This window comes from Bacillus piscicola (assembly GCF_022458745.1).
GTDB lineage: Bacteria > Bacillota > Bacilli > Bacillales > Marinococcaceae > Alteribacillus_A > Alteribacillus_A piscicola.
Genome location: NZ_JAJJJF010000003.1, coordinates 18,760 through 39,503, shown reverse-complemented (window position 1 = coordinate 39,503; position 20,744 = coordinate 18,760). Strand labels below are relative to the sequence as shown.

Below are 20,744 nucleotides of genomic sequence, written 5' to 3'. Positions count from 1 at the left end.
GAGGTGATGTCCTATGTTTAATAAAGCTCTGTTGCTTGTAAATGGAGCAGGAAGTGAGTCTTTTATTCAGAAATGTATCGAGCTCACGGCCGGTGTGGTGGCTTCTCAAGTGGGTGAGCTGACAATAAGAAGGACGGCTTTCAAGGGGGAGGCAGAGGAACTTTGTCGTGAGCAGGGTGAAGGGTATGACGTGCTTTTTATATTAGGTGGTGACGGGTTGGTTCACGAATGTATAAATGGCTTAGCCCCTTTATCCTCTCCACCCGTCATTGGCATCCTCCCAGGAGGCACGTGTAACGACTTTTCGAGAGGCCTGCAGATCCCTCAGTCTCTCAAAAAAGCAGCTGTTTCCTTATTAGAAGGCGGCATTCAGGAAATAGATATGGGACAAATGAATGAACGTTGGTTCAGTAATTTTTTTGGTATTGGCTTGATTGCGGAAACCTCAGAGAATATTAATGAAGACTGGAAAAATATTATCGGTAAAATGAGTTATTTTATTAGCGCCTTGCAGACTTTTCAAAGACCGGAAGCTTTTCATTTTAAAATAAAAATGGATGGCACTCTTATTGAAGGGGAAGCTGTGATGATTCTTGTCGTTAATGGGAAATATATCGGCACCAATCTGTTACCGTTCCCGGAGATTTTGTTAGATGACGGTCTCTTCGATGTGTATATTGTTTCAGAAGGCGGGGCAGCCCTTTTAAAAGAATACTTAAATGCTAAAAACCCCTTCAATTGGGACCCTGTGGCCCAAAGTGATATTCAGCATTACCAAAGCAAGCATGTTTATCTGGAAACCGCTAAGCCAAAAAAAGCTGATACTGATGGGGAAGTATATGTGCAGACACCTGTAAGCCTTACTAATATCCAGCGGAAATTATCGTTTCTCGTACCGGCCGTTTTTTCTTAACGGCCGATCACTTGATGAGCGGCCATTAATTTCATTTACGAACCGCAACGCATTGTAAATGGGTCTAGTCGAGGGTGGCTTTTGCTTCCGTGTGCTGCACATTCTTTTTAGTTTTTTTCCATTGCACTTGACTGACAAAAATTCCGGCAAGGATACATACTCCGCCGAGCAGCATAAAGACAGTCAATGTCTCATTAAGTAGAAAGTGGCCAAACAGAACTCCACAAACGGGTACAAGCATAGTGGAAATGGTTGCAGTCACGGTAGTAATAACGCGGAGTAAATAATACCAAATAGAAAAGCAAATAGCACCTGCCACGATGCCCGTAAAAAGCACAGAAAAAATGCTGGCTGACGTCCAGGTAATTGGTTGGCTTGATTCAAAAAAGAGTGCCAGAATGAGAAGGCCGGCAGCTCCGAACAGCATCTGAAAGGTAGTAACAGGAAGATGGTTCGTACCTGTAAACTTTAAGCGAAACACTACATTGGCAGAGGCCCAGCTAATGGATGCCAAAAGAATTAAGAAAATACCGATTATGTTTTCCCAGGAAATGTCTTTGTATAGATCTGTTCCGATAATGAGAGCGAGACCAACTGAACCGAACAACATTCCGATCATATTTTGTCGGGTAATGGTTTCTTTCAAGAAGACAGCGCCAAGGACACTTGACCAAATTGGCATCGTGTATAATATAATGGATGTCTTGCCGGCATCCACGAAGAGCATGGCGTATGTAATAAAGCTGAAAACTGCGAACGTCTGCAGGAAACCAAGCAGTATAATCGGCCTCCACGCCGCATTTTTAAGAGATTTTTTAAGATTTTTTTTGAAAAATAAAAGCAATAATAGCACAAATCCGCCTACTAAAAAACGTAACCCTGAAAAAGTAAATGGAGCCATATACTGTATACCAATTTTCATAAACGGCCATGATAAACCCCATGCAACCGTAAGGAAACATAAATAAACAGCAATTAATAGTTTGTTGACATGCAAGCTGCCACATCCTAACATGTAAAAGCGTTTCTTTTTAGTGGTGTTCCCGAAGCTTTGCTTTTAAGTTTTTTATCTCTTCTTCAATTGTTTCAAGTTGTTTTAAGGCAGGCGAAGCGTCACCGCCGACTGTTTCAAGTTTCTCCACGTCACCTTGCAGTCGTACATAATCTGCTTTTAACATGGTTAACTCTTCTTCTATCTTAGAGCGTTCCAAACCTTCATCCCTCCTCGTTTATTACAGTTCAGTGCTTCTACTAAAAAACGTATCACACCTTTATGCATTTCACAATCCGTTAGCCTCCGAATAATAATATATGTTTAGAATAGACTGATAATGGGAAGTATATATGTATATTACATCTAGAAATGAGCACTGGAAAACGAGCCTAAAATGGGGAGGGATCGACAGTGGCTGTAGAGTTAATTGCGACATTTGGTTTAACATTTGGTCTTGTTTTTGCAAGTATCGTGATGGCCGTCACGATGTTAAAGCAGGCATCAAGGGATAGATAAACAGAGGGGGACGGGGACCAACAGGCTCCGTCCGTTTTTATGCCTAAGCTGTTAAAAAGAAACGAAAATAGACCATGATAAATAAATAAAAACTGAATAAAAAAATGGAAAATAGCATAATCCCCCACATGTGAGGAAGCTTAATGTATCGCGACTGTTTTTTTACGGTTACAGCAGATAGAGTGAACGAGAGAAACAGCGCAACTAAAAGCAGATAAACAAGCCATTCAGCAGCCTTCTCCCAAGGTAAGAAATAGACGATGGGGATAAGACTCAGCATAAGACAAATAACAGAAAAAGCAACGATAGACGCCCGGTACATGTATCTGTCGAGTTTGGATTCCTTTACTTGCCTTTTTCGCTCCATGCGGCTGGAAGCAACTTCAGGATCCGCCTCTTCTGTAGGAAATAGCGGAAGACGTCTTTGCTGAAGGCTTTTCACTACCTGTTTAGGTTTAAGAGACTGGAGGATAGTTTTGATGTTCATACCGTTTGTCTCCTCATTCATAGTTGTAACATATTGTGCTATTTTACCATAAGCGATATGTAAAAGGTAAAAAAAGAGACAGCCCCCGTTTACTTGGGAGTATCACTGTCTCTTCTTTGATGAACGTTTAATTTAAGATTGTTACTTGCAGACTGCGACGTCCGAAGTTTAAGGCCTGGCTTTTACTAGGCATATGAATGTCAATGCGGTTCCCGTTAATGGCGCCGCCTGTATCCGCAGCTGTATAAGTTCCATAACCTTCTACATGTACTTTGGAACCGAGAGGAATAACGTTTGGATCGACGGCAATGACTTTTGCATGTCGATTAGCGTTTAGGTTAACACCGGTTGCGGTAATGCCGGAACAGCCGTTGCAATCAGCAGTATAGGCGGTAGCATTGACTTGTAGAGAACGTCCCTGGGCTTGGCTGCTATCCGGGCGTTCTGCTTTTTCAGGAGCTGTTTTCGGAGCACTTGCTGCAGCTTTCGTCTCCTGCTTAGGTGCTGCTGGCTCCTTAGCAGTTGTGGATTTTGCTCCAGGAGTGTTGATAGCCTCTACTAAGGCACCGAACGTTTGTGGTCCGGCAAGGCCATCTACAGCAATGCTTGCAGAACGTTGAAAGTTAATCACTGCATCATATGTGATAGGTCCGAATATACCGTCAGGCTGTTTGCCGTAGTATCCTAGAACGTTCAGTTTTTCTTGCAAGGATTGAACTGGTGCGCCTTCATCCCCTTTTTCCAAAACTTCAAGCGCGCCAATTGTGTTCGGACCGGCAATACCATCTATGTTTAGATGATGCTCTTCTTGAAAATCTTCAATTGCCTTTTTAGTAGACTCTTTATAATCACCGCTGATTTTATCCTCTTCCAAGAGCCCCTTATCATGAAGTAACTCCTGCAGCTCCTCGACTTGCTCTCCTGTATCCCCGAACGATATTTCTGTATCTTCAGCTTCATTGGCATTGGTGCCGTCTGGGCTCATGAACAAAACGAAACCAGCTGCAAACATAGGAATGCCGATTTTTTTTAGTAGATTGGGTTGGAATTTCACCATACAGACCTCCATTTTTTAAAAAGTAATTTGTCTCGGTGACGATTCACATCGTAACAAGGGGCGGAAGAAGAAAGCAATAAAAAATCGGGCTTTTAAATGAATTGAAACACAACTGTAATCGGTGAAATGTTCCTATAACAAGCTCCGTATATTATGAGAAAAAAGTCGGATTATTGGGGAGTTAGTGAGTGGAAAGTGAAGGCCGCTCTAGTAAGTTTCTCGCGATTGGGATATGGACTTTTCATGATAAAGAACAGAGGGAATTACGGGTATAATGTAATTTTTGACAGTGAAAACGGCGTTATCTATACAGAAAACAACAAAAAAAGCCTGGCCGCAGCCAGACTATTCGTCATGAAATCCATATTTTACAAATTGCTTTATGTCTTGAAAAACCCCAATATCGATGAGAATGACGACAAAAACAAGCAGTGCTGGACCTAAAAACAAACCGACTGCTCCAAAAAATTTTAAGCCGGCGAAAAGAGAAACGAGCACGGCAATTGGGTTTAGGTTCATGCTGGAGGACAGCACTTTGGGTTCGATCGTCTGCCTGACAATCATCGTTACCCCATAAAGAACGACCAGGCTAATGGCGAAACCGACGCTTCCAGTGATGAGCATATACAAAGCCCAGGGAAGCAATATTGTTCCTGTACCTAGATAAGGGAGAAATTCGGCGATACCAACGATTACTGCTAGTGTTAAGGCACCTTTCACACGAAGAATCGCTAAACCGATAAGGACGATAATCCCAGTAACACTCATCAGGACAAATTGTGCTCGAAAATAGCCAAATACTCGCATCCACATGGCGCGGTGAAACGCTTTTAATTTTTCGTGGATTGGGAGCGGAAGGTGCTTATGGACAATACGTGAAAGGTGGTCCCAATCCTTCCCTAGAAAATAGATAGCGAGTAAAATAAACAGAAAGGCGACGAGGAACGTAGGTACTCCCAGCACTACCTGAGTAAGACCGTCTGCTATTTTCTGAGCGAACTGGCTGAGCGTAGTACCAACCTGGCTGCCAATCTGTGCCATTCCGTCTTCTAAAGAAAGCGCTTCATTGGCGCTGATGTCCGCAGCTACCCCGCTTACTTTGCGCCAAAAAGGCAGGATTGATTCGTTAAGAAATCGTTGTACGTTTAAAAAGAAATTCTCCATCCATGAGGGGGCTTTTTCGGCAAAGCGGTGAATGCCGTTTATTACCAAAAAAGTTAACCCCGTAATAACGCCGCCGAGAATAGAAAGGCTGATCAATAAAGAAGTCAGAGCAGCTAAGCCGGACGGAAAATTCAATTTATTCTTAAGCAACGACGACAAGGGCTTTAAAATCCACACAAAAAAAGCAGCGATCCAGAAAGGGTAAGTCAGCTTAAAGAGGCCAATGGTCAACCAGACTGTGACCCCGATAAGTAGCACAACCAAAAATAATCTTACTAATCTCCAAGCCGATTCTTTCTTCACCAGCTCCCCCCTCACTTCGAAAAAACAATAGTTTAAGAGATGTTGTTTATACGTTGTAGTCTTCCCTATTTTCACAGAAATATTACCTAAGAAGGAAAGCATAACTCATAAAAATTACAAAAATGACAAGCGCGTTGATCTTCCCGTTTAGGGAACGATTCAAGAGGAAGTGGTTGATTGCTCGGAACGTCTTCTACATACTCATTCATCCATTCAACACTTGAACCGATGAGTTCTTGGACCTTTTCAAGAGCTACAGGATCGAGCTGGTGCTCGATAGACGTTCCCTCCACCAAGTATTCATTGCGGATGACGATGTCCGTGTACGAAGGGATGGGGTACGATTGTAAAAGGTAGAGGGCATATAGAGCCAGCTGGTAAGGATCTTCTGCTGTTTGTTTTCCCGTTTTCCAGTCTACAATAACCCATTTGTCTCGGTTTAAGTCACGATATAGTAAGTCTAGCACAACATAAACTTTTACATTACCGATGTGTAGAATACGGAATTTCTCCGCCTCCAAAAATTCCACTTTATCGTTGTAGGCAAATTCATTAAGAGTCTTGCTCTTAAGAAAGTGCGGCATTGTGACCTGCAGCCGTTCTTTTATTTTAGCAATTTTATCAGCAGGAAGTTTCTTTGTGTTTCCGTAATATAATTCATGAAGCATCGTGGACTTGTTAGGTTTCTGAAACCATTTGTCACCATATTTTATAGCCTCAATGAAACCTTGATTTAAATCTGCTCTAATTTTTTCAGTCAATTCGTTTTCGCTGGGAATGTAGCCAGTGTCTAAATAATTCTCTATGATATTATCAATTAATGCGTGCACAGCAGAACCGAAATACATCTCTAAGTTGGTTATATTTTTCAAACGGTAAGCATGCTTGCTGGTTTCCGATGCTTGCCTCAGCCAGCCATTATGAGCCGTATAATACTGATGGGCATACTGCCTTGCGCAGTGCGTAAGGGTTTTGTGCCTGGACAAGGACCAGGAGAATTCAGGGTATGTTTTTATTTCGAACAAAGTCTCACCTGCTTTTTTGTACTACTACGTATTTTACTTTATGCTTATTATTGTAACAGAATCTTTTCATAGACTGGGAACTAATGTTTACAGCGGTAAAGGGATTGAATGGAGTATACAACAAGGATTTTGCAGAGGTTTAGCTTTACGATGAAAGAGAGGAGCTGTGCACTTATGTTAGAGAAAGGCACAGCTATTGTATCTTATACCGAGGCTTTTTGTAATTTATCGATGATTTCTAAGGATTTTCCAGTACCGGCAGCCACCGCTTCAAGCGGATTAGAGGCAAGATGGACGGGAACAACTATTTTTTCACTCAACCATTCCTGCATGCCATGAAGCAAGGCGCCTCCACCGGTGAGAATAATTCCTTGATCGACAATATCCCCACTTAATTCTGGAGGGCAAGTTTCTAGCGTGTTGCGGATTGTTTCCAGAATGTGATCTAGCGATTCCGTAATTGCTCCGTGAATTTCGCTCGAGCGCAGCATTAAGGATTTCGGCAGTCCTGTCACTAAATCCCGGCCGCGTATTTCGATTGTTTCCTCACGATGTTCGGGAAGAGCATTGCCAATCTCCATTTTAATATGTTCTGCTGTACGCTCCCCAATTAGAAGGTTGTACATCTTTCGTACGTAATGGGTAATGTTTTCATCTAAATTGTCTCCGCCGCGGCGGATAGACTGTGAGGAGACAACCCCTCCATAAGAAATGATGCCCACTTCCGTAGTTCCGCCACCAATGTCAACTACTACGTTTGCTCGGGGTTCTGCGACGGGGAGACCGGCACCGATGGCGGCTGCGATCGGTTCCTCGATCAGATGGACTGTTTTCGCTCCGCAGCTCATGACCGCATCACGAATAGCACGTCGTTCTACGGCTGTTGAGCCACAAGGGGTACAGACAATCACTTTAGGCTTACGAATGGAAAAACCTTCCTGTTTGCTGATTTTTCTCATAATCTGCCGTAACATAGCTGAAGTGACATGATAATCGGCAATCACGCCTTGTTTTAACGGTCGCATGGCGACAATTTCACCGGGGGTTTTGCCAACCATAAGTTTGGCTTCTGTGCCGACAGCAAGAACTTCCTCGGTTGTTGTATTAAGCGCAACAACGGAGGGTTCATTCAACACGATACCTTTGTCTTTTGTATAAACTAAAATGTTTGCCGTCCCTAGATCAATTCCAATCTCTGCATGTGGGATCATATCTCGCACACCTTTCTGTCACGATTTTATCCTAACCGCTATTTTAAAAGGTGCAGGTGAAAGCAGTAAGGGTCTAAATATATAGAGATGTTTTAGTGAGGAAGAGATAAAGATAATAGACGTAAGACGAAAGTTATTCATCCCTATAAATATTGCGATCCTCTGCCGCTTTTCTGGATATAAAGTTTGGTGTCTCCTATTTATTTGCAAGTCTTAATAACTGCAAATAGATGTTCGCACCGGTGTTTTTAATTGGAATGTAAAAGAATGTAATAAAACAGCAATAAAGAGCGGAAAAAACAGCATCTCGCTTTTAATAAATCAACTCTAAAAGCTCCTCTTCTTGCACGGCGCCAAAATAGTCTTTTAATGGAAAGGCACGCAACGTTTTCCGTAACGCGTCCGCTTCATATTTTGTACCCGTTAATGCTTGTTCAATGTCTTCCACTTCTTTTGTGCCGAAAAAGTCTCCATATATTTTACAATCTTGAATATACCCTTTTTTCACGTTAAAACGGATATCGATAAGGCCGGCTGTAAATTTATGCGAACGGTTAATGTCAAACGAAGGTGATTTGCCGTAATTCCATTCCCAATTATTATAACGTTCTTCGGCGATTTCCTTGACGTTTTTCCAATCAGCGTCAGTCAGCATGTATGTGGAAATCTCATCAGTCTCTGCGAAAATGTAGCGTAAAAGGACATTTTTAAAATCATCAATGGTCAGTTTTTCATCTAAGTAGTCGTTAATGTTGCCAACACGGCTTCTAATCGATTTAATGCCCTTTGAACGTATTTTCTCATCTTTTACATTTAAAGCAGAGACGACATGCTCAATTTCTGAGTCAAGCATTAATGTACCGTGGCTGAACATCCGGCCTTTGGAGGAAAATTGAGCATTACCTGAAATTTTTTTACCATCTACTTCGATATCATTTCTTCCAGACAACCTCGCAGGAACACCCATGCTGTTCAGGGCTTTTATCACTGGTTGCGTGAACTTGGCAAAGTTATGGAAACTGTCGCCATCATCCTTCGTTAGAAAACTGAAATTGAGGTTGCCCATATCGTGGTAGACAGCACCACCGCCTGAAAGACGACGTACGACATGGATGTTATTTTTTTCGACGTAGTCGACGTTTATTTCTTCCACCGTGTTCTGATTCTTACCGATTATAATCGAGGGTTCATTTATATAGAACAAAAGGTAGGTGTCGTCTTTATTAAGGTCCATGTGCTGGAGAGCAAATTCCTCTAAAGCAAGATTTATACGAGGGTCTGTGATCCCTTCATTATCGATAAAACGCATCTCTTTATCCTCCTGTTCGGCTGATAAGCCTTTTAATCAAATTATGCCATAGGAGAGAGGATGAAGCGAGTTTTCGCTATATTGTGTCGTAAAAGCACGATTTGTAATTGCAACCGGCTTACAGTGCCCTTATACTTTATTATGGTAGAGAGATGAATGAATAAAGGAGAAATAAAATGGTTGCTATTATAAGTTCTGTAATTATTATGATCATCCTTAGTTTATTACGGGTCAATGTTGTACTCGCAGTACTGGCTGCAGGAATAACTGCCGGTCTTATTTCCGGGCTTGGCTGGAGTGAAGCGCTCGAACTCTTAATCTCTGGGATGGGAGGTCAGGCTGAAACGGCATTAAGCTACATTCTTCTTGGTGTTTTTGCTGTCATGATAGGGTATTCAGGTATTACAGGGGTATTAGTTTCATTTTTACTGAGAGTCATAAAGGGTAAACGTGGTCTTTTAATTATGACGATTGCAGCTGTTGCCTGTTTATCACAAAATGTCATTCCAGTTCACATTGCTTTCATTCCTATTTTGATACCACCGCTGTTGAAATTATTTGATCAGCTGAAGATTGATAGAAGAGCGGTAGCGTGCGCCTTAACATTTGGGTTAAAAACACCTTATGTCACCCTTCCAATCGGCTTTGGTTTTATTTATCACAGCACCATCGCTAAGGAAATGACGTTGAGTGGCCTCGAAGTGCCGGTCTATGACGTTTGGAAAGCGATGGCACTTCCAGGCATTGGAATGGTTGTTGGTCTTTTGATAGCGGTGTTTATCACTTACCGCAAGCCGCGAGAGCTGCCAAACATCGACACAGATGACACGGATGAAGCATTCGCCGGTATGAATGCTCGTTTTACACGAAAACACGGTCTTACGATTGTAGCGATTTTAGCTGCACTTATCACACAGATTGCCATGGATTCGCTCATTTTTGGTGCACTTACTGGTATTATTCTTATGTTATTACTCCGGGTTGTTCCGTTCCGACACGGTGACGAGATGGTGAACGACGGCGTGAAGTTAATGGGAATGATCGCATTTGTCATGTTGATTGCTTCTGGATTCGCCACCGTTTTACAGGAAACAGGTGCGGTAGATAGTATGGTAGAAAAAGGCATTCAAGTATCCGGCGGGGCAAATGTGTGGACGGCAGCAATAATGTTACTTTGCGGGCTTATTGTAACTCTCGGCATAGGAACGTCATTTGGCACAGTCCCTATTCTATCAGCACTTTTTGTTCCTTTTTGTATGAGTGTCGGCTTTTCTCCGCTGGCAACCATTGCCTTAATTGGAACTGCCGGCGCAATGGGGGATGCAGGTTCACCGGCATCCGATAGTACACTCGGACCGACGTCCGGTTTGAAAGCAGATGGGCGTCATCACCATATATGGGATACATGCGTCCCTACCTTTCTCCACTACAATATTCCGTTATTTTTATTTGGTTTATTAGCAGCTTCTATCCTCTAACAAAAAAACATCCGTCCTTATTATGGGGCGGATTTTTTTTGAGTGATTAACAAAAACTGTGTAAAATAACATAAATTCAACGCTGTTTGTTTAAAAAAACTTGATAATGGAAATCACAAGGTATACAGCATCTATACTGTTTCGATAGAAGGAGGCCTATTATGAACAAAAAATTACTCTACAGTGCTTTGTGTGGATTTTTGGCAACGGGAATTTTAACAGCTTGCGGAAATGAGGAGCCGAATCCAGATATGGAAGAAAATCCAGAGGTGGATGAAGGTCCGACAATTGATGGTAATCCAGGACTAGATGAAGAAGGTCCGACCCCAGCTCCAGAAGAAGGAGATACGGATATGGACAATGGGACAGAGGGGGGTAATAACGGGGACGCCGGGCTTGATGAGAACACAGAAAGCGGTACCGGCAGCGGAGACCAGGAAGGCATGAACCAAGATGGAATGACAGATGAAGCCGACGATGCAAGTGATGATCAAGTAGATCCAAGTTTAGAAGATGACAATAAATAAATTTAGAAAAAGAGAGCTCTTTAAAAAGACGCTCTCTTTTATTTTTTGGTAATCGTATTATAATAGAAGCTAACATACATAGAAGAGAGGGAGAGGGAAGTTGATCGTAAAAGAAGTTCTGTTTATTATTGGCCTCCCGTTTCTTGTTACGTCAATCACGATCGTTGTCGCCTTGGCGATGAAATGGATGCTGGAACAAGAAGTAAATAACAGACAACCTTATGCTGTCTTTCACTTTGCGAATATTATGTTTACTATTATGATGTGCGGTACGACTTCTATCGTATTTCACGGTATGGTGCTTGATGGGCTGAGTAAAGGCTGGTTGATTGTATCATTGTATGCATACGTATATCCGCTCCCTTTCATTCTCTTGCTTTATTGGGGGCTAACAGTTGTTTTCGAGCGATATTTCCAACCTTATCGCTTAAAAAAAGGAAGCAACGTCGTATACTTACGCACGCGATGGAAATGATAGAAATTGGAGGTTTATATGGCTCGACAAAAGAAATGGTATGTCGTTTGGACAGGAAGAAAACCTGGTATTTATAATAGCTGGTCTGAGTGCGAAAAGCAGGTGAAAGGATTTCCTAACGCTTCTTTTCGATCTTTTACATCAGAGGAAGATGCGAAAAAAGCTTTCCAAGGAAAGCTTACAAGTAAGAAGGCGACTCAACATATCGGTCCGGAAGACTCTTATATAGAGGACAGTATTTCTGTAGATGTGGGGTCACGAGGGAACCCGGGTTTCGTAGAATATAAAGGGGTAGATACGAAAACAGGATCGATCATTTTCTCGCATCCTGGCGTTGAGATGGGAACGAATAATATGGGAGAATTTTTAGCGATCGTGCATGCTTTATCTTACCTGAAACAAAAAAATAGTAACAAGCCCGTGTATTCGGATTCTGCCACTGCTATTAAATGGGTGAGAGACAAGAAAGCGAACTCTTCACTCAAACGGACAAAGGAAACGGAAGAGATCTGGAATCTAGTGGAAAGGGCGGAGGATTGGCTTAAGAATAATAAGTGGGATAACCCCCTCCTTAAATGGGATACGAAGAGATGGGGTGAAATCAAAGCAGACTATGGCCGGAAAGGGTAAGGGTTTAATAGAAACGACTGAATGGGTATATTATAAGCGTGAACTTGTATAAAGGAGTGACGCTTATGAGTAAAAAGATTGCAGTTGTTTTAACAGATATGTTTGAAGATGTGGAGTATACGAAACCCCAGGAAGTTTTTGAAAAAGAGGGGCATGAATTAATAGTCATAGAAAAAGAAAAAGGAAAAATGATTACAGGGAAAAATGAGGAAGCCAGCGTAACTGCAGATGCAGGAATAGAGGATGTAAAGCCGGATGAATTTGATGCTCTGTTTATTCCGGGCGGATTTTCACCGGATCAGCTGCGTGCCGATGATCGTTTTGTAACATTTGCAAAAAGTTTTATGGATGCGGACAAGCCCGTCTTTGCCATATGTCACGGGCCACAGCTCTTACTAACGGCAAAAGCGATTGAAGGTCGTAATATAACAGGGTACAAATCGATTATGGTAGATTTGGAGTACGCGAAAGCAAAGGTTCACGACAAAGAAGTAGTAGTTTGCCACAATTTAGTCACGAGCAGGAACCCTGATGACATCCCTGCATTCAACAAGGAAGCCTTAAAACAACTCGCTTAGTACTGCCTTATCCTAATAATCCGAACTGATTGTATACAATCGTTCGGATTATTCTATGGTAATATGCATTTGTCCCAGCTTCTCTGACGAAGTGTTACAATAAAAGGACAATTGATATTCGAAAGGAGAGAGGCAATGAGTGCAGAAATAAAAAAAGCCACGTTTGCCGGTGGCTGTTTTTGGTGTATGGTGGGTCCTTTTGAACAGCTTCCTGGTGTGTTGTCAGTGACCTCAGGATACACCGGCGGCGAGACAGAACATCCGACGTATGAAGAGGTTTGCTCGAATAATACAGGTCATGTGGAAGCTGTCCAAATTGAATATGATTCAGAAATAACAACGTATGATGACCTATTGCGTGTGTTTTGGAAACAGATTGATCCAACGGACAACGGCGGTCAATTTCATGACCGTGGTTCATCCTATCAAACAGCTATTTATTACTACGATGAGGAACAAAAACTGGCCGCTGAAAAGTCGAAAGAGCAACTTGATCAAGAAGGTCCTTTCGAGGCTCCAGTCGTGACGCCTGTTTTACCGGCAAAAAAATTTTTTCGTGCAGAAGAGCATCATCAGGATTATCACAAGAAAAACCGGTTTCATTATTTATTGTATCGGAAAGGATCGGGAAGGGAAGCATTTATCCAAGAACATTGGGGGGATAAGCAGTGAGCGAATATAAAAAGGATTTAGAGAAGAAGCTGACACCAATTCAATTAGAAGTTACCCAAAATAATGGAACGGAACCTCCTTTTAAAAATGAGTATTGGAATTTAACGGATCCAGGGATTTACGTTGACATCATATCAGGTATTCCTCTTTTTAGTTCCATCGATAAATTCGAATCGGACTGTGGTTGGCCGAGCTTTACAAAACCTCTTGATGTGAAGGAAATAGTGGAAAAGCTGGATACTACGTTTGGGATGAGACGTACGGAAGTACGGAGTAAAACAGCTGATTCGCATTTGGGCCATGTCTTTCCGGATGGTCCGCCTCCGCTTGGTACTCGTTATTGTATAAATTCTGCCGCTTTGCAATTTATCCCTGTGGATGAATTGGAGGAAAAGGGATATGGGGAGTATCAAAGGTTGTTTGCTTAAATCGCTTAAGTAAGTGTTTATTTTTGCTTGAAATAGGGAAATTGATAATTGGACACAACGAGAGTTGGAGTAAAGACTGATAACATTCACTAACTTTATGCCAAGGAGGTATCCCTATGGATGCAAAAACACAAGAACTAATCGATGGATTAAATGAAGACTTAGCACATGAATATGCTTCCGTGATTATGTATACCAATTATGCCGCGGTAGTAGACGGCATGTATCGCTCCGTCATGAAGCCATTCTTTGAATCAGAGACATCTGACGAATTGGGTCATGCGCTCTACCTCTCTGAAAAAATTAAGATACTTGGTGGTACCCCAACTACCGCACCAGCAGAAGTAAAGCAGACTAATAATGTAAAAGAAATGCTTCAGATTTCCCGACAGGCTGAACTAGAGACGATTGAACGCTATAAAAAGAGAGCAAAGCAAGCGGAAGAACTCGGTTTAATTGAACTACAAGTAAAACTGGAAGACCTTATTGCTGATGAGACGGGACACGCGGAAGAAATGGATCGTTTGCTCGCAGATCCACGCATGCAGTAGTTGCTTCCTGGTAAATAACGATAATTAACTAAAGCTGCCTTTCAATATGAATCATCATGAAAGGCAGCTTTACATGTGAGGAAGTTTTTTATGATCACCAGCTACATAGAAAAATACAATCTCCCTGCCGATATTGCTTATCATGAGTGGTTTACTTTACCGTTTGGGAAGGATCACATTTTTATGCAGGTTTTTACGCCTGAGGATGCAAAAAAAACTGTCTTATTTGTTCATGGCTTTTTTGACCACACCGGAACGAATTCCGAATGGCTGCGCTTTTTAGTGGCGAACGGGTACCGTGTAGCTGTTTTTGATTTACCCGGCCATGGTTATTCAGGAGGGAAACGTTTTTCAGTGGATGGGTTTGAGAAGTATCAGAAAGCTGTTCAACTCGTTTTGCAGAAGCTATCGGAGAGGTATGTGAACAGAGTACACATGATTGGTCACAGTACAGGAGCAGCAATAATAGCTGATTGTTTATTGACAAACCAAGATGAGAGATTGGAAAAGATTTGTTTACTATCACCACTGCTCCGTTCAAGCAAGTGGTTGTTATCAAAGTGCTTAGTACCTATGGTTACTCCTTTTATGAAGCAAATACCGCGATCCTTCAAAACCGGTTCTCCACTCGCCAAAAGGCTGCAACAGGATCCACTGCAAGGCAAAACAATCTCCTTGGAATGGGTACAGGCCCTATTCAAATGGGAAAAGGAGTTAAAAGCGAAGTTGCCGTCTAACAAGCAAGTCCTTATCGTCCAAGGCATTAAAGATCAGACAGTCGACTGGAAGTATAACTTACAAACATACAGCGCCCTGTTCCCACAAGCAAAAACGATCATGATTGATGGAGGTTCTCACCAATTATTAAATGAAACCCACGCTTTGAAAGATATGGTGTACCACCTGACTCTGCGATTTATTAGTGGGAGTACGTTGAATAAAGAGGAAATATAAAATAAAATACGGAGCATTCCTTTTGCTCCGTCTTCTGTAAGTTTCTTTATTTATTGACAATCTTTTTGTTATTTTCTAAATTTTTAATGTAAACTTCTTTTGCTTTTCTTTCTTCCAGTTTCTTTTCGATCTCGCTAATTGCAGATGGATCGCTCATCAATTCTTGTTTATTTGCGGCAATTAATTCCTCTAGGGTTGATCGCTTAGTTCTTCTCATTTTCAATCCTCCTTTGCAACAATAAATTTCTTATTGCTTATATATAGTATACCTTACTTTTCAACAAAAAGAGTAATTAAATGTTAACAAGTTTTGAATTGTTGTAAAAATACGTCGAAAACTGTCTGTGTCTAGTATATATATATCCACTTCACTCATGATATAAACATAATAGTTGGGTTGTAATGTGAAAAATCTAAGATAAACATGTAAAATAGTCAGAAAAGGAAGGTGGTAAAACATGGACAGGGATAACGAAACTAATAATATTTCACGTGTTGTAAGTTTAACGATAGGAGGAGCATCACTATTAACACTCTTGCTTAGCCGGAAAACACGAGAAAAAGTCATTGGTGGAGTCAAACAGACTGCGGTAAAGGTCAATGAAGCGAGTAAGTTTTTGGCAGAAAATCGAGAAGAACTCATTTTTCAAGCGAAAAAAACATCAAATGAACTTTCTTCTTTTCTTAAAACAGCTAATGAAGACATTCAGTTTATAAAGGAAAGAGCTGGTCACTTGAGAGAGGCAGCAGAATCCATGAAAGATACCACAAAAACCACGACAGCTGGAATAAAAGAACTGAAGGATAGAACTTCCTTGCATGATGTATCAGAGACAACCACGTACGAAAGGAACAACGACACGAGTTCATAGGTCATACTTGTCACCTCTTGCTGATGTTAGTTAATGCGACAGACATTGTGTTTGTGGTTACCTCTGTGATTTGGGATAAACGGAAAATGGAAAGAACCGTCTCATGCAGATGGTTCTTTTTTGAATGTTTATTGAGAGCGTTATTGAGGAAATATACGGGATAGAAGTCGAGCTGTCACAAAAAAGAAGGAGGATTCATATATGGGATTGCATGAGGAATTGAAGAACCTTGAAAAAGTGCATGATGATACAGGTGTGTTAACTATTTATTTAAATACAGATTTAGGTAATGGAGACCAACAAAACGGGGAGTGGAAAATAAGACTTAAAAATGGCTTAAAAAAGCTAAGAGAATACATTGAACAAGATGGTACGAAGGACGAATTAAAAGCGTATAAAAAGTTGGCGGACAAAGCTAATCAACGCATTTATGATGTACAGACTGATATGCAAAAAAGCTTTGTATTCATAGCTTCAGCCGACGGGGATATTCACTCTGAGAAAATCTTACAAGTCCCAGTAGAAACGCAATTTCATTGGGAAACGGCCCCAGTTTTAAATCAGCTTGTCGAAATGCAGTCTGAATTTCCTCCTGCCGGTATTGCCCTTGTGCAAAAAAGTGATGTCGTATTAATTGACACAGCCCTTGGAGAAATTCGCGATAAAAAGATTTTTAACTGGGAAATCGAAACGGAAGACTGGAAACAATATGAGGGTACTGCTGCGGCGAGCTTGATCTCTTCAGGTTCTACACAAATAGATGGATTTAAACGCCGATTTGATGAGAACCGCCAGCGCTGGTACAAAAAATTAGCCCCGGAAATAGACAAAACCGTAAAAAAGAGAGAAATGCAGGGGTTGTATTTAGTCGGTGATAAAGAATATGTTCAAGAATTAGAGAAGCATCTTGGTTCAGAAGTGTTAAATGTTATCCCGAAAAATCTAATATCAAAACCTGATCATGAAGTAATAAATGAAGTATATGAGGAAAATATAAGATAAAGTGGAATCCAGGCTGAAGTTACAAGGCCTGGATTTTCAATGTGATCTATCCATTACGTAATCATTTCAGTTATCATTTTTGATAGTGGGTTGTATAATCTATATGGGAGTGAAAGATCGTTCAAAATAGAAAGGAAGTATATGTATGGAATTTTTTATGGAAGAAAACGGATTCTCCACAAAAACGGGGTTCGGTGATCTACAAATCTCAGGAGAAGATGAACATGGCTTTCGACCTTATCAATTAATGGTATCATCATTGGCTGTTTGCAGTGGTGTGACTCTTCGCAAAATAATGGAAAAACGTCGTCAGCCGGTTAAAAATATTCATATGAAAGCGGAAGTGACCAGAAATGAGGAAGGATCGCGGGAAATTCAAAAAATACATATTCATTTTGTAGTAGAGGCAGAAGGAGTTACAGAAGCGCAAATGCAAAAAAATTTAGATTGGACGCACAGAAACTGCTCGATGGTTCAATCTGTCAAAGATAGCATTGAAGTTACGGAAACATTTGCGTTCAAAACATTATAAGCTGTCGACAGAGGAAGGCTGGTTTTTAGAATAGGAGAGAAGACAGCATGGCGAGCAAAGCGCAACATTTAGATTTTACCGAAGGCAATATTATGAAAAAGATGGTTCTATTCGCTACGCCTATTTTTTTAGGGAATCTACTGCAAAGTTCTTACCAAATTATTGACAGCTTATGGGTCGGTAATTTGTTAGGCGCAGAAGCCTTAGGGGCTGTCTCTATTTCGGCCACGATTGTGTTCACCATTCTATCATTCATTATCGGAATTAACAGTGCAACGTTGACGGTACTGTCACAAAGAAAAGGGGCAAATGATTCGGAAGGTTTAAAAACGTCCTTGAATGCTTTTGTGTTTGTCCTTGGAATTCTAGCGGTTTTTTTAGGAGTAGCCGGTTTTTTCCTAGCTCCGCACATATTAGGGTGGATGGGTACGCCGAATAGTCTTTTGCCGATGGCAGTGAGTTATTTACGGATTAATTTTTTAGGGATCGTTTTTTTGTTTGGCTATAATTTTATTGGTACTGTCTTGCGTGCAGTTGGTGACAGCAAAACTCCACTCCGCTTTATTTCTCTTGCTGTTGTATTAAATACAGTGCTTGATCCCTTGTTTATATCTGTATTTGAACTTGGGATAGAGGGAGCCGCTTATGCGACTGTACTCGCGCAAGGAAGTGCTTTTTTATTTGGAATCATTTATTCGATTTTGAAAAAAGGACTGCCTTTTACTATACCCACGCCTCCACCTTGGGATGAATTTTTGCGTATATTTAAGCTCGGGCTTCCGTCGGGTTTTTCGATGATGGCAATCTCGGGAGGAATGCTTGCTATAATGACCGTAGTGACGTCATTTGGAGAAACGGTAATTGCCGGGTACGGGGCGGCACAGCGCGTGGACAGTTTGATAATGATGCCATCCACCACACTTGGGTCCGCCATTACGAGTATGTCCGGGCAAAATATTGGGGCAAATAAGTGGAACCGGGTTAAAGAGATCGCCAAAAGCGGACTTATCTTGATAATAACCGTGTCTTTAACTATCAGCTTACTTGCCTTTCTTTCAGCTGAGGTATTAATGCGCATGTTTGTTGATGACCCCGCGACGATTGCCTTTGGTGCTGCCTATCTTCGTACTGTCACCTTCTTTTATCCATTCTTAGGGATTAATTTTGTATTGAATGGTATTGTTCGTTCTTCCGGGGCAATGGTGCAAGTACTGGCTTTAAATATCATTTCTTTCTGGGTTCTCCGTTTTCCACTGGCTTGGGCCTTTTCTAAGCTAGTTGGACAGCAGGGGATAGCAATTGGGATTGGTCTCAGCTTTGTAATTAGCAGTTTGATCGCTGTTTTGTATTATCGGTTTGGAAAGTGGAGGAGCATTGACATTTTTTCCGAGGAGTCCAGTAGTGAAGCAAATAAAGAAAAGACATAGAAAGCTCGATCCGTCATGGGATTCTATCAGCAGATTTCGATTGGGAACAAGAGGGGAGCCGGGAATATGGAAATTTATTTAATACGTCATGCCCAGTCACTGGGAAACATATCAGGGACGATTCAAGGATGTCAGGATGTGTTGTTATCGGAAGAGGGGAAGAAACAGGCAGACCTGTTGAGTCGGTATTTTATGAATGTGGAGCTCGACCGTTTATATTCGAGTGATTTAATACGAGCACAAGAAACAGCTAAAGCGTTGGAAAAACATCAAAAGGTTAAAGCCGAGACAATACCAATGATTCGAGAAGTGAATCTTGGACCGCTCCAGGGGAAAACAAGACAGCAAATATATGAGGAATATCCAGAAACGAGAAAAAATAATATCCTCCAATCGGGAATTGAGGGAACAGAAAGTGAAAAGGAAATTACGGAGCGCTGTTACCAATTTTATAAGCTGCTTCGTGGAATTAAAGAAGGAGAAAAGGCAGCATTTGTCTCACACGGCGGCTTTTTAACGATTTTTCTGATGTATTTACTAGCCGGAGAAAAGTGGCATACGCTGCATCGTCCTTTTTACTTGGAAAACACAGGTGTGTCCAAACTTAGCTGGACAAAGGAAAAGCTATCTATCCATTATATTAACCAGTATCATCACCTAATTAAATAAAATCAATAAACGCCTTCTCTTTTTTAAAGTGTTTTCTCTCCAAGGAGGACATTTTATTTAGGGAAGGTGTTTTTTAATTGAATAAAAAGTAATCTATAACGCATTCTAACCCTATAGAACATTGAATTCGCCGAGGGCGGAAGTTAAAGAGTGTAAAGGGATGTGATGATTATGAGACGGCTGTTATTTACTATTTTTTTAATCTGCTCTCTATTTTTTACAGGGACTGCATCAGCGGAGGAGGTATACGACTGGAATTTTAAGCCTTCACAAAACAATGAGCCAGCTGATACAGAAAGAACATACAAAGTTTTGCTGGATAAATACGGTGGCCTTTTTATAGGTAACACAAGCAAAAAAGAATTATATTTAACGTTTGACAATGGGTATGAAAATGGCTATACAGAAAAAATATTAGATGTGTTACAGGAAAAAGAAGTGCCGGCAGCTTTTTTTGTAACAGGTCATTATTTAAAGTCAGCACCAAAATTAGTGAAGAGAATGGTGCATGATGGTCATATTGTCGGTAATCATTCCTGGCATCATCCTAGTTTGCCGGAAATTTCTGATGAAAGACTGGAAGAAGAGCTGGCAAAAGTAAAGAATGAATTTAAACAATTGACCGGCGAGGAAGATATGTTTTATTTACGTCCGCCTCAAGGGAAATTCAGTGAACATTCGCTCGCAAAAACACAGGATTTAGGTTACGTTAATGTGTTTTGGTCTTTTGCTTATATGGATTGGGATACGGATAAGCAGATGGGTGAAAAAGCAGCATACGAGGCGATTATGGGACGGATCCATCCGGGAGCTGTCATGCTTTTGCACTCCGTATCGAAGGATAATGCAGAGGTGTTAGGAAAGGTTATTGAGGAATGTAGAAAACAGGGATACACGTTCAAAAGTCTAGACGAGCTAATTTTTGAAAACTGGATGTCAGTCGGAGAAGAAATGGTGTAGATGTTGAAAA

At 41.2% G+C, this 20,744-nt stretch carries 25 protein-coding genes; 16 read left to right on the top strand and 9 right to left on the bottom strand.

Annotated elements, in window-relative coordinates; genetic code table 11:
* Positions 1 to 13: 13 nt before the first annotated feature.
* On the top strand, positions 14 to 913 hold the full coding sequence (locus tag LOR49_RS07745; RefSeq protein ID WP_240375829.1) for a diacylglycerol/lipid kinase family protein: 900 nt from the start codon (positions 14 to 16) through the stop codon (positions 911 to 913).
* A 64-nt stretch (positions 914 to 977) separates the two neighbouring features.
* Here LOR49_RS07745 and LOR49_RS07740 read toward each other — a convergent pair whose 3' ends face one another.
* The 8 genes from LOR49_RS07740 to LOR49_RS07705 form a co-directional block, all read right to left on the bottom strand.
* Positions 978 to 1,910 carry a DMT family transporter gene (locus LOR49_RS07740; protein ID WP_240375827.1) on the bottom strand — a complete coding sequence of 311 codons (933 nt, stop codon included), beginning with the start codon at positions 1,908 to 1,910 and terminating at the stop codon, positions 978 to 980.
* A gap of 34 nt (positions 1,911 to 1,944) precedes the next feature.
* A complete protein-coding gene (locus LOR49_RS07735; RefSeq protein ID WP_240375826.1) occupies positions 1,945 to 2,124 on the bottom strand; it encodes an SE1832 family protein in 180 nt (59 codons plus the stop codon).
* Between the two features lie 342 nt (positions 2,125 to 2,466).
* The gene (locus tag LOR49_RS07730; protein WP_240375825.1) at positions 2,467 to 2,910 is read right to left on the bottom strand and encodes a hypothetical protein; all 444 of its coding nucleotides are present in this window, start codon (positions 2,908 to 2,910) and stop codon (positions 2,467 to 2,469) included.
* Positions 2,911 to 3,037: 127 nt separating this feature from the next.
* Complete coding sequence (locus tag LOR49_RS07725; RefSeq protein ID WP_240375822.1) at positions 3,038 to 3,967, bottom strand: peptidoglycan-binding protein; 930 nt, start codon at positions 3,965 to 3,967, stop codon at positions 3,038 to 3,040.
* 345 nt (positions 3,968 to 4,312) lie between these two features.
* On the bottom strand, positions 4,313 to 5,434 hold the full coding sequence (ytvI, locus tag LOR49_RS07720; protein ID WP_240375820.1) for a sporulation integral membrane protein YtvI: 1,122 nt from the start codon (positions 5,432 to 5,434) through the stop codon (positions 4,313 to 4,315).
* An 86-nt stretch (positions 5,435 to 5,520) separates the two neighbouring features.
* Positions 5,521 to 6,459 (bottom strand): PD-(D/E)XK nuclease family protein, encoded by a 939-nt coding sequence (locus LOR49_RS07715; protein WP_240375819.1) that lies wholly within the window; start codon positions 6,457 to 6,459, stop codon positions 5,521 to 5,523.
* A gap of 203 nt (positions 6,460 to 6,662) precedes the next feature.
* Positions 6,663 to 7,670 carry a rod-share determining protein MreBH gene (gene mreBH, locus LOR49_RS07710; protein WP_240375818.1) on the bottom strand — a complete coding sequence of 336 codons (1,008 nt, stop codon included), beginning with the start codon at positions 7,668 to 7,670 and terminating at the stop codon, positions 6,663 to 6,665.
* Between the two features lie 313 nt (positions 7,671 to 7,983).
* Positions 7,984 to 8,979 carry a lipoate--protein ligase gene (locus tag LOR49_RS07705; RefSeq protein ID WP_240375817.1) on the bottom strand — a complete coding sequence of 332 codons (996 nt, stop codon included), beginning with the start codon at positions 8,977 to 8,979 and terminating at the stop codon, positions 7,984 to 7,986.
* Positions 8,980 to 9,155: 176 nt separating this feature from the next.
* Between LOR49_RS07705 and LOR49_RS07700 the strand changes: the two genes are divergently transcribed.
* The 9 genes from LOR49_RS07700 to LOR49_RS07660 all read left to right on the top strand — a co-directional run bounded on the left by LOR49_RS07700 (position 9,156) and on the right by LOR49_RS07660 (position 15,272).
* Positions 9,156 to 10,457 (top strand): Na+/H+ antiporter family protein, encoded by a 1,302-nt coding sequence (locus LOR49_RS07700; protein ID WP_240375816.1) that lies wholly within the window; start codon positions 9,156 to 9,158, stop codon positions 10,455 to 10,457.
* Positions 10,458 to 10,618: 161 nt separating this feature from the next.
* Positions 10,619 to 10,984: a hypothetical protein gene (locus LOR49_RS07695; RefSeq protein ID WP_240375815.1), complete on the top strand. Its 366-nt coding sequence runs from the start codon at positions 10,619 to 10,621 to the stop codon at positions 10,982 to 10,984.
* Between the two features lie 100 nt (positions 10,985 to 11,084).
* Positions 11,085 to 11,459, top strand: coding sequence for a hypothetical protein (locus tag LOR49_RS07690; protein WP_240375813.1), 375 nt, complete (start codon positions 11,085 to 11,087; stop codon positions 11,457 to 11,459).
* 18 nt (positions 11,460 to 11,477) lie between these two features.
* Positions 11,478 to 12,089: a ribonuclease H gene (gene rnhA / locus LOR49_RS07685; protein WP_240375812.1), complete on the top strand. Its 612-nt coding sequence runs from the start codon at positions 11,478 to 11,480 to the stop codon at positions 12,087 to 12,089.
* 65 nt (positions 12,090 to 12,154) lie between these two features.
* Entirely contained in the window at positions 12,155 to 12,667 is a 513-nt protein-coding gene (locus tag LOR49_RS07680) for a type 1 glutamine amidotransferase domain-containing protein (protein ID WP_240375811.1), read from the top strand.
* Positions 12,668 to 12,802: 135 nt separating this feature from the next.
* Positions 12,803 to 13,339, top strand: a complete 537-nt coding sequence (gene msrA / locus LOR49_RS07675; RefSeq protein ID WP_240375810.1) for a peptide-methionine (S)-S-oxide reductase MsrA — start codon at positions 12,803 to 12,805, stop codon at positions 13,337 to 13,339.
* A complete protein-coding gene (msrB, locus tag LOR49_RS07670) occupies positions 13,336 to 13,767 on the top strand; it encodes a peptide-methionine (R)-S-oxide reductase MsrB (RefSeq protein ID WP_240375809.1) in 432 nt (143 codons plus the stop codon). The genes msrA and msrB overlap by 4 nt, the downstream gene beginning before the upstream one ends.
* 116 nt (positions 13,768 to 13,883) lie before the next feature.
* Positions 13,884 to 14,318 carry a ferritin-like domain-containing protein gene (locus tag LOR49_RS07665; RefSeq protein ID WP_240375808.1) on the top strand — a complete coding sequence of 145 codons (435 nt, stop codon included), beginning with the start codon at positions 13,884 to 13,886 and terminating at the stop codon, positions 14,316 to 14,318.
* A gap of 90 nt (positions 14,319 to 14,408) precedes the next feature.
* Positions 14,409 to 15,272, top strand: coding sequence for an alpha/beta hydrolase (locus tag LOR49_RS07660; protein WP_240375807.1), 864 nt, complete (start codon positions 14,409 to 14,411; stop codon positions 15,270 to 15,272).
* Positions 15,273 to 15,318: 46 nt separating this feature from the next.
* Here the strand turns inward: LOR49_RS07660 and LOR49_RS07655 are convergent, their stop codons facing one another.
* The gene (locus LOR49_RS07655) at positions 15,319 to 15,489 is read right to left on the bottom strand and encodes an FbpB family small basic protein (protein ID WP_240375806.1); all 171 of its coding nucleotides are present in this window, start codon (positions 15,487 to 15,489) and stop codon (positions 15,319 to 15,321) included.
* A gap of 241 nt (positions 15,490 to 15,730) precedes the next feature.
* On the opposite strand from LOR49_RS07655, the gene LOR49_RS07650 reads away from it, so the two are divergent.
* The 6 genes from LOR49_RS07650 to pdaA all read left to right on the top strand — a co-directional run bounded on the left by LOR49_RS07650 (position 15,731) and on the right by pdaA (position 20,734).
* A complete protein-coding gene (locus LOR49_RS07650; RefSeq protein WP_240375804.1) occupies positions 15,731 to 16,144 on the top strand; it encodes a hypothetical protein in 414 nt (137 codons plus the stop codon).
* A gap of 201 nt (positions 16,145 to 16,345) precedes the next feature.
* Positions 16,346 to 17,146, top strand: coding sequence for a VLRF1 family aeRF1-type release factor (locus tag LOR49_RS07645; protein WP_240375802.1), 801 nt, complete (start codon positions 16,346 to 16,348; stop codon positions 17,144 to 17,146).
* A gap of 145 nt (positions 17,147 to 17,291) precedes the next feature.
* Complete coding sequence (locus tag LOR49_RS07640) at positions 17,292 to 17,678, top strand: OsmC family protein (protein ID WP_240375800.1); 387 nt, start codon at positions 17,292 to 17,294, stop codon at positions 17,676 to 17,678.
* Positions 17,679 to 17,725: 47 nt separating this feature from the next.
* Entirely contained in the window at positions 17,726 to 19,105 is a 1,380-nt protein-coding gene (locus tag LOR49_RS07635) for an MATE family efflux transporter (RefSeq protein WP_240375799.1), read from the top strand.
* 66 nt (positions 19,106 to 19,171) lie between these two features.
* Positions 19,172 to 19,774, top strand: a complete 603-nt coding sequence (locus LOR49_RS07630) for a histidine phosphatase family protein (protein ID WP_240375797.1) — start codon at positions 19,172 to 19,174, stop codon at positions 19,772 to 19,774.
* Between the two features lie 171 nt (positions 19,775 to 19,945).
* Positions 19,946 to 20,734: a delta-lactam-biosynthetic de-N-acetylase gene (gene pdaA, locus LOR49_RS07625; protein ID WP_240375795.1), complete on the top strand. Its 789-nt coding sequence runs from the start codon at positions 19,946 to 19,948 to the stop codon at positions 20,732 to 20,734.
* Positions 20,735 to 20,744 lie beyond the last annotated feature (10 nt).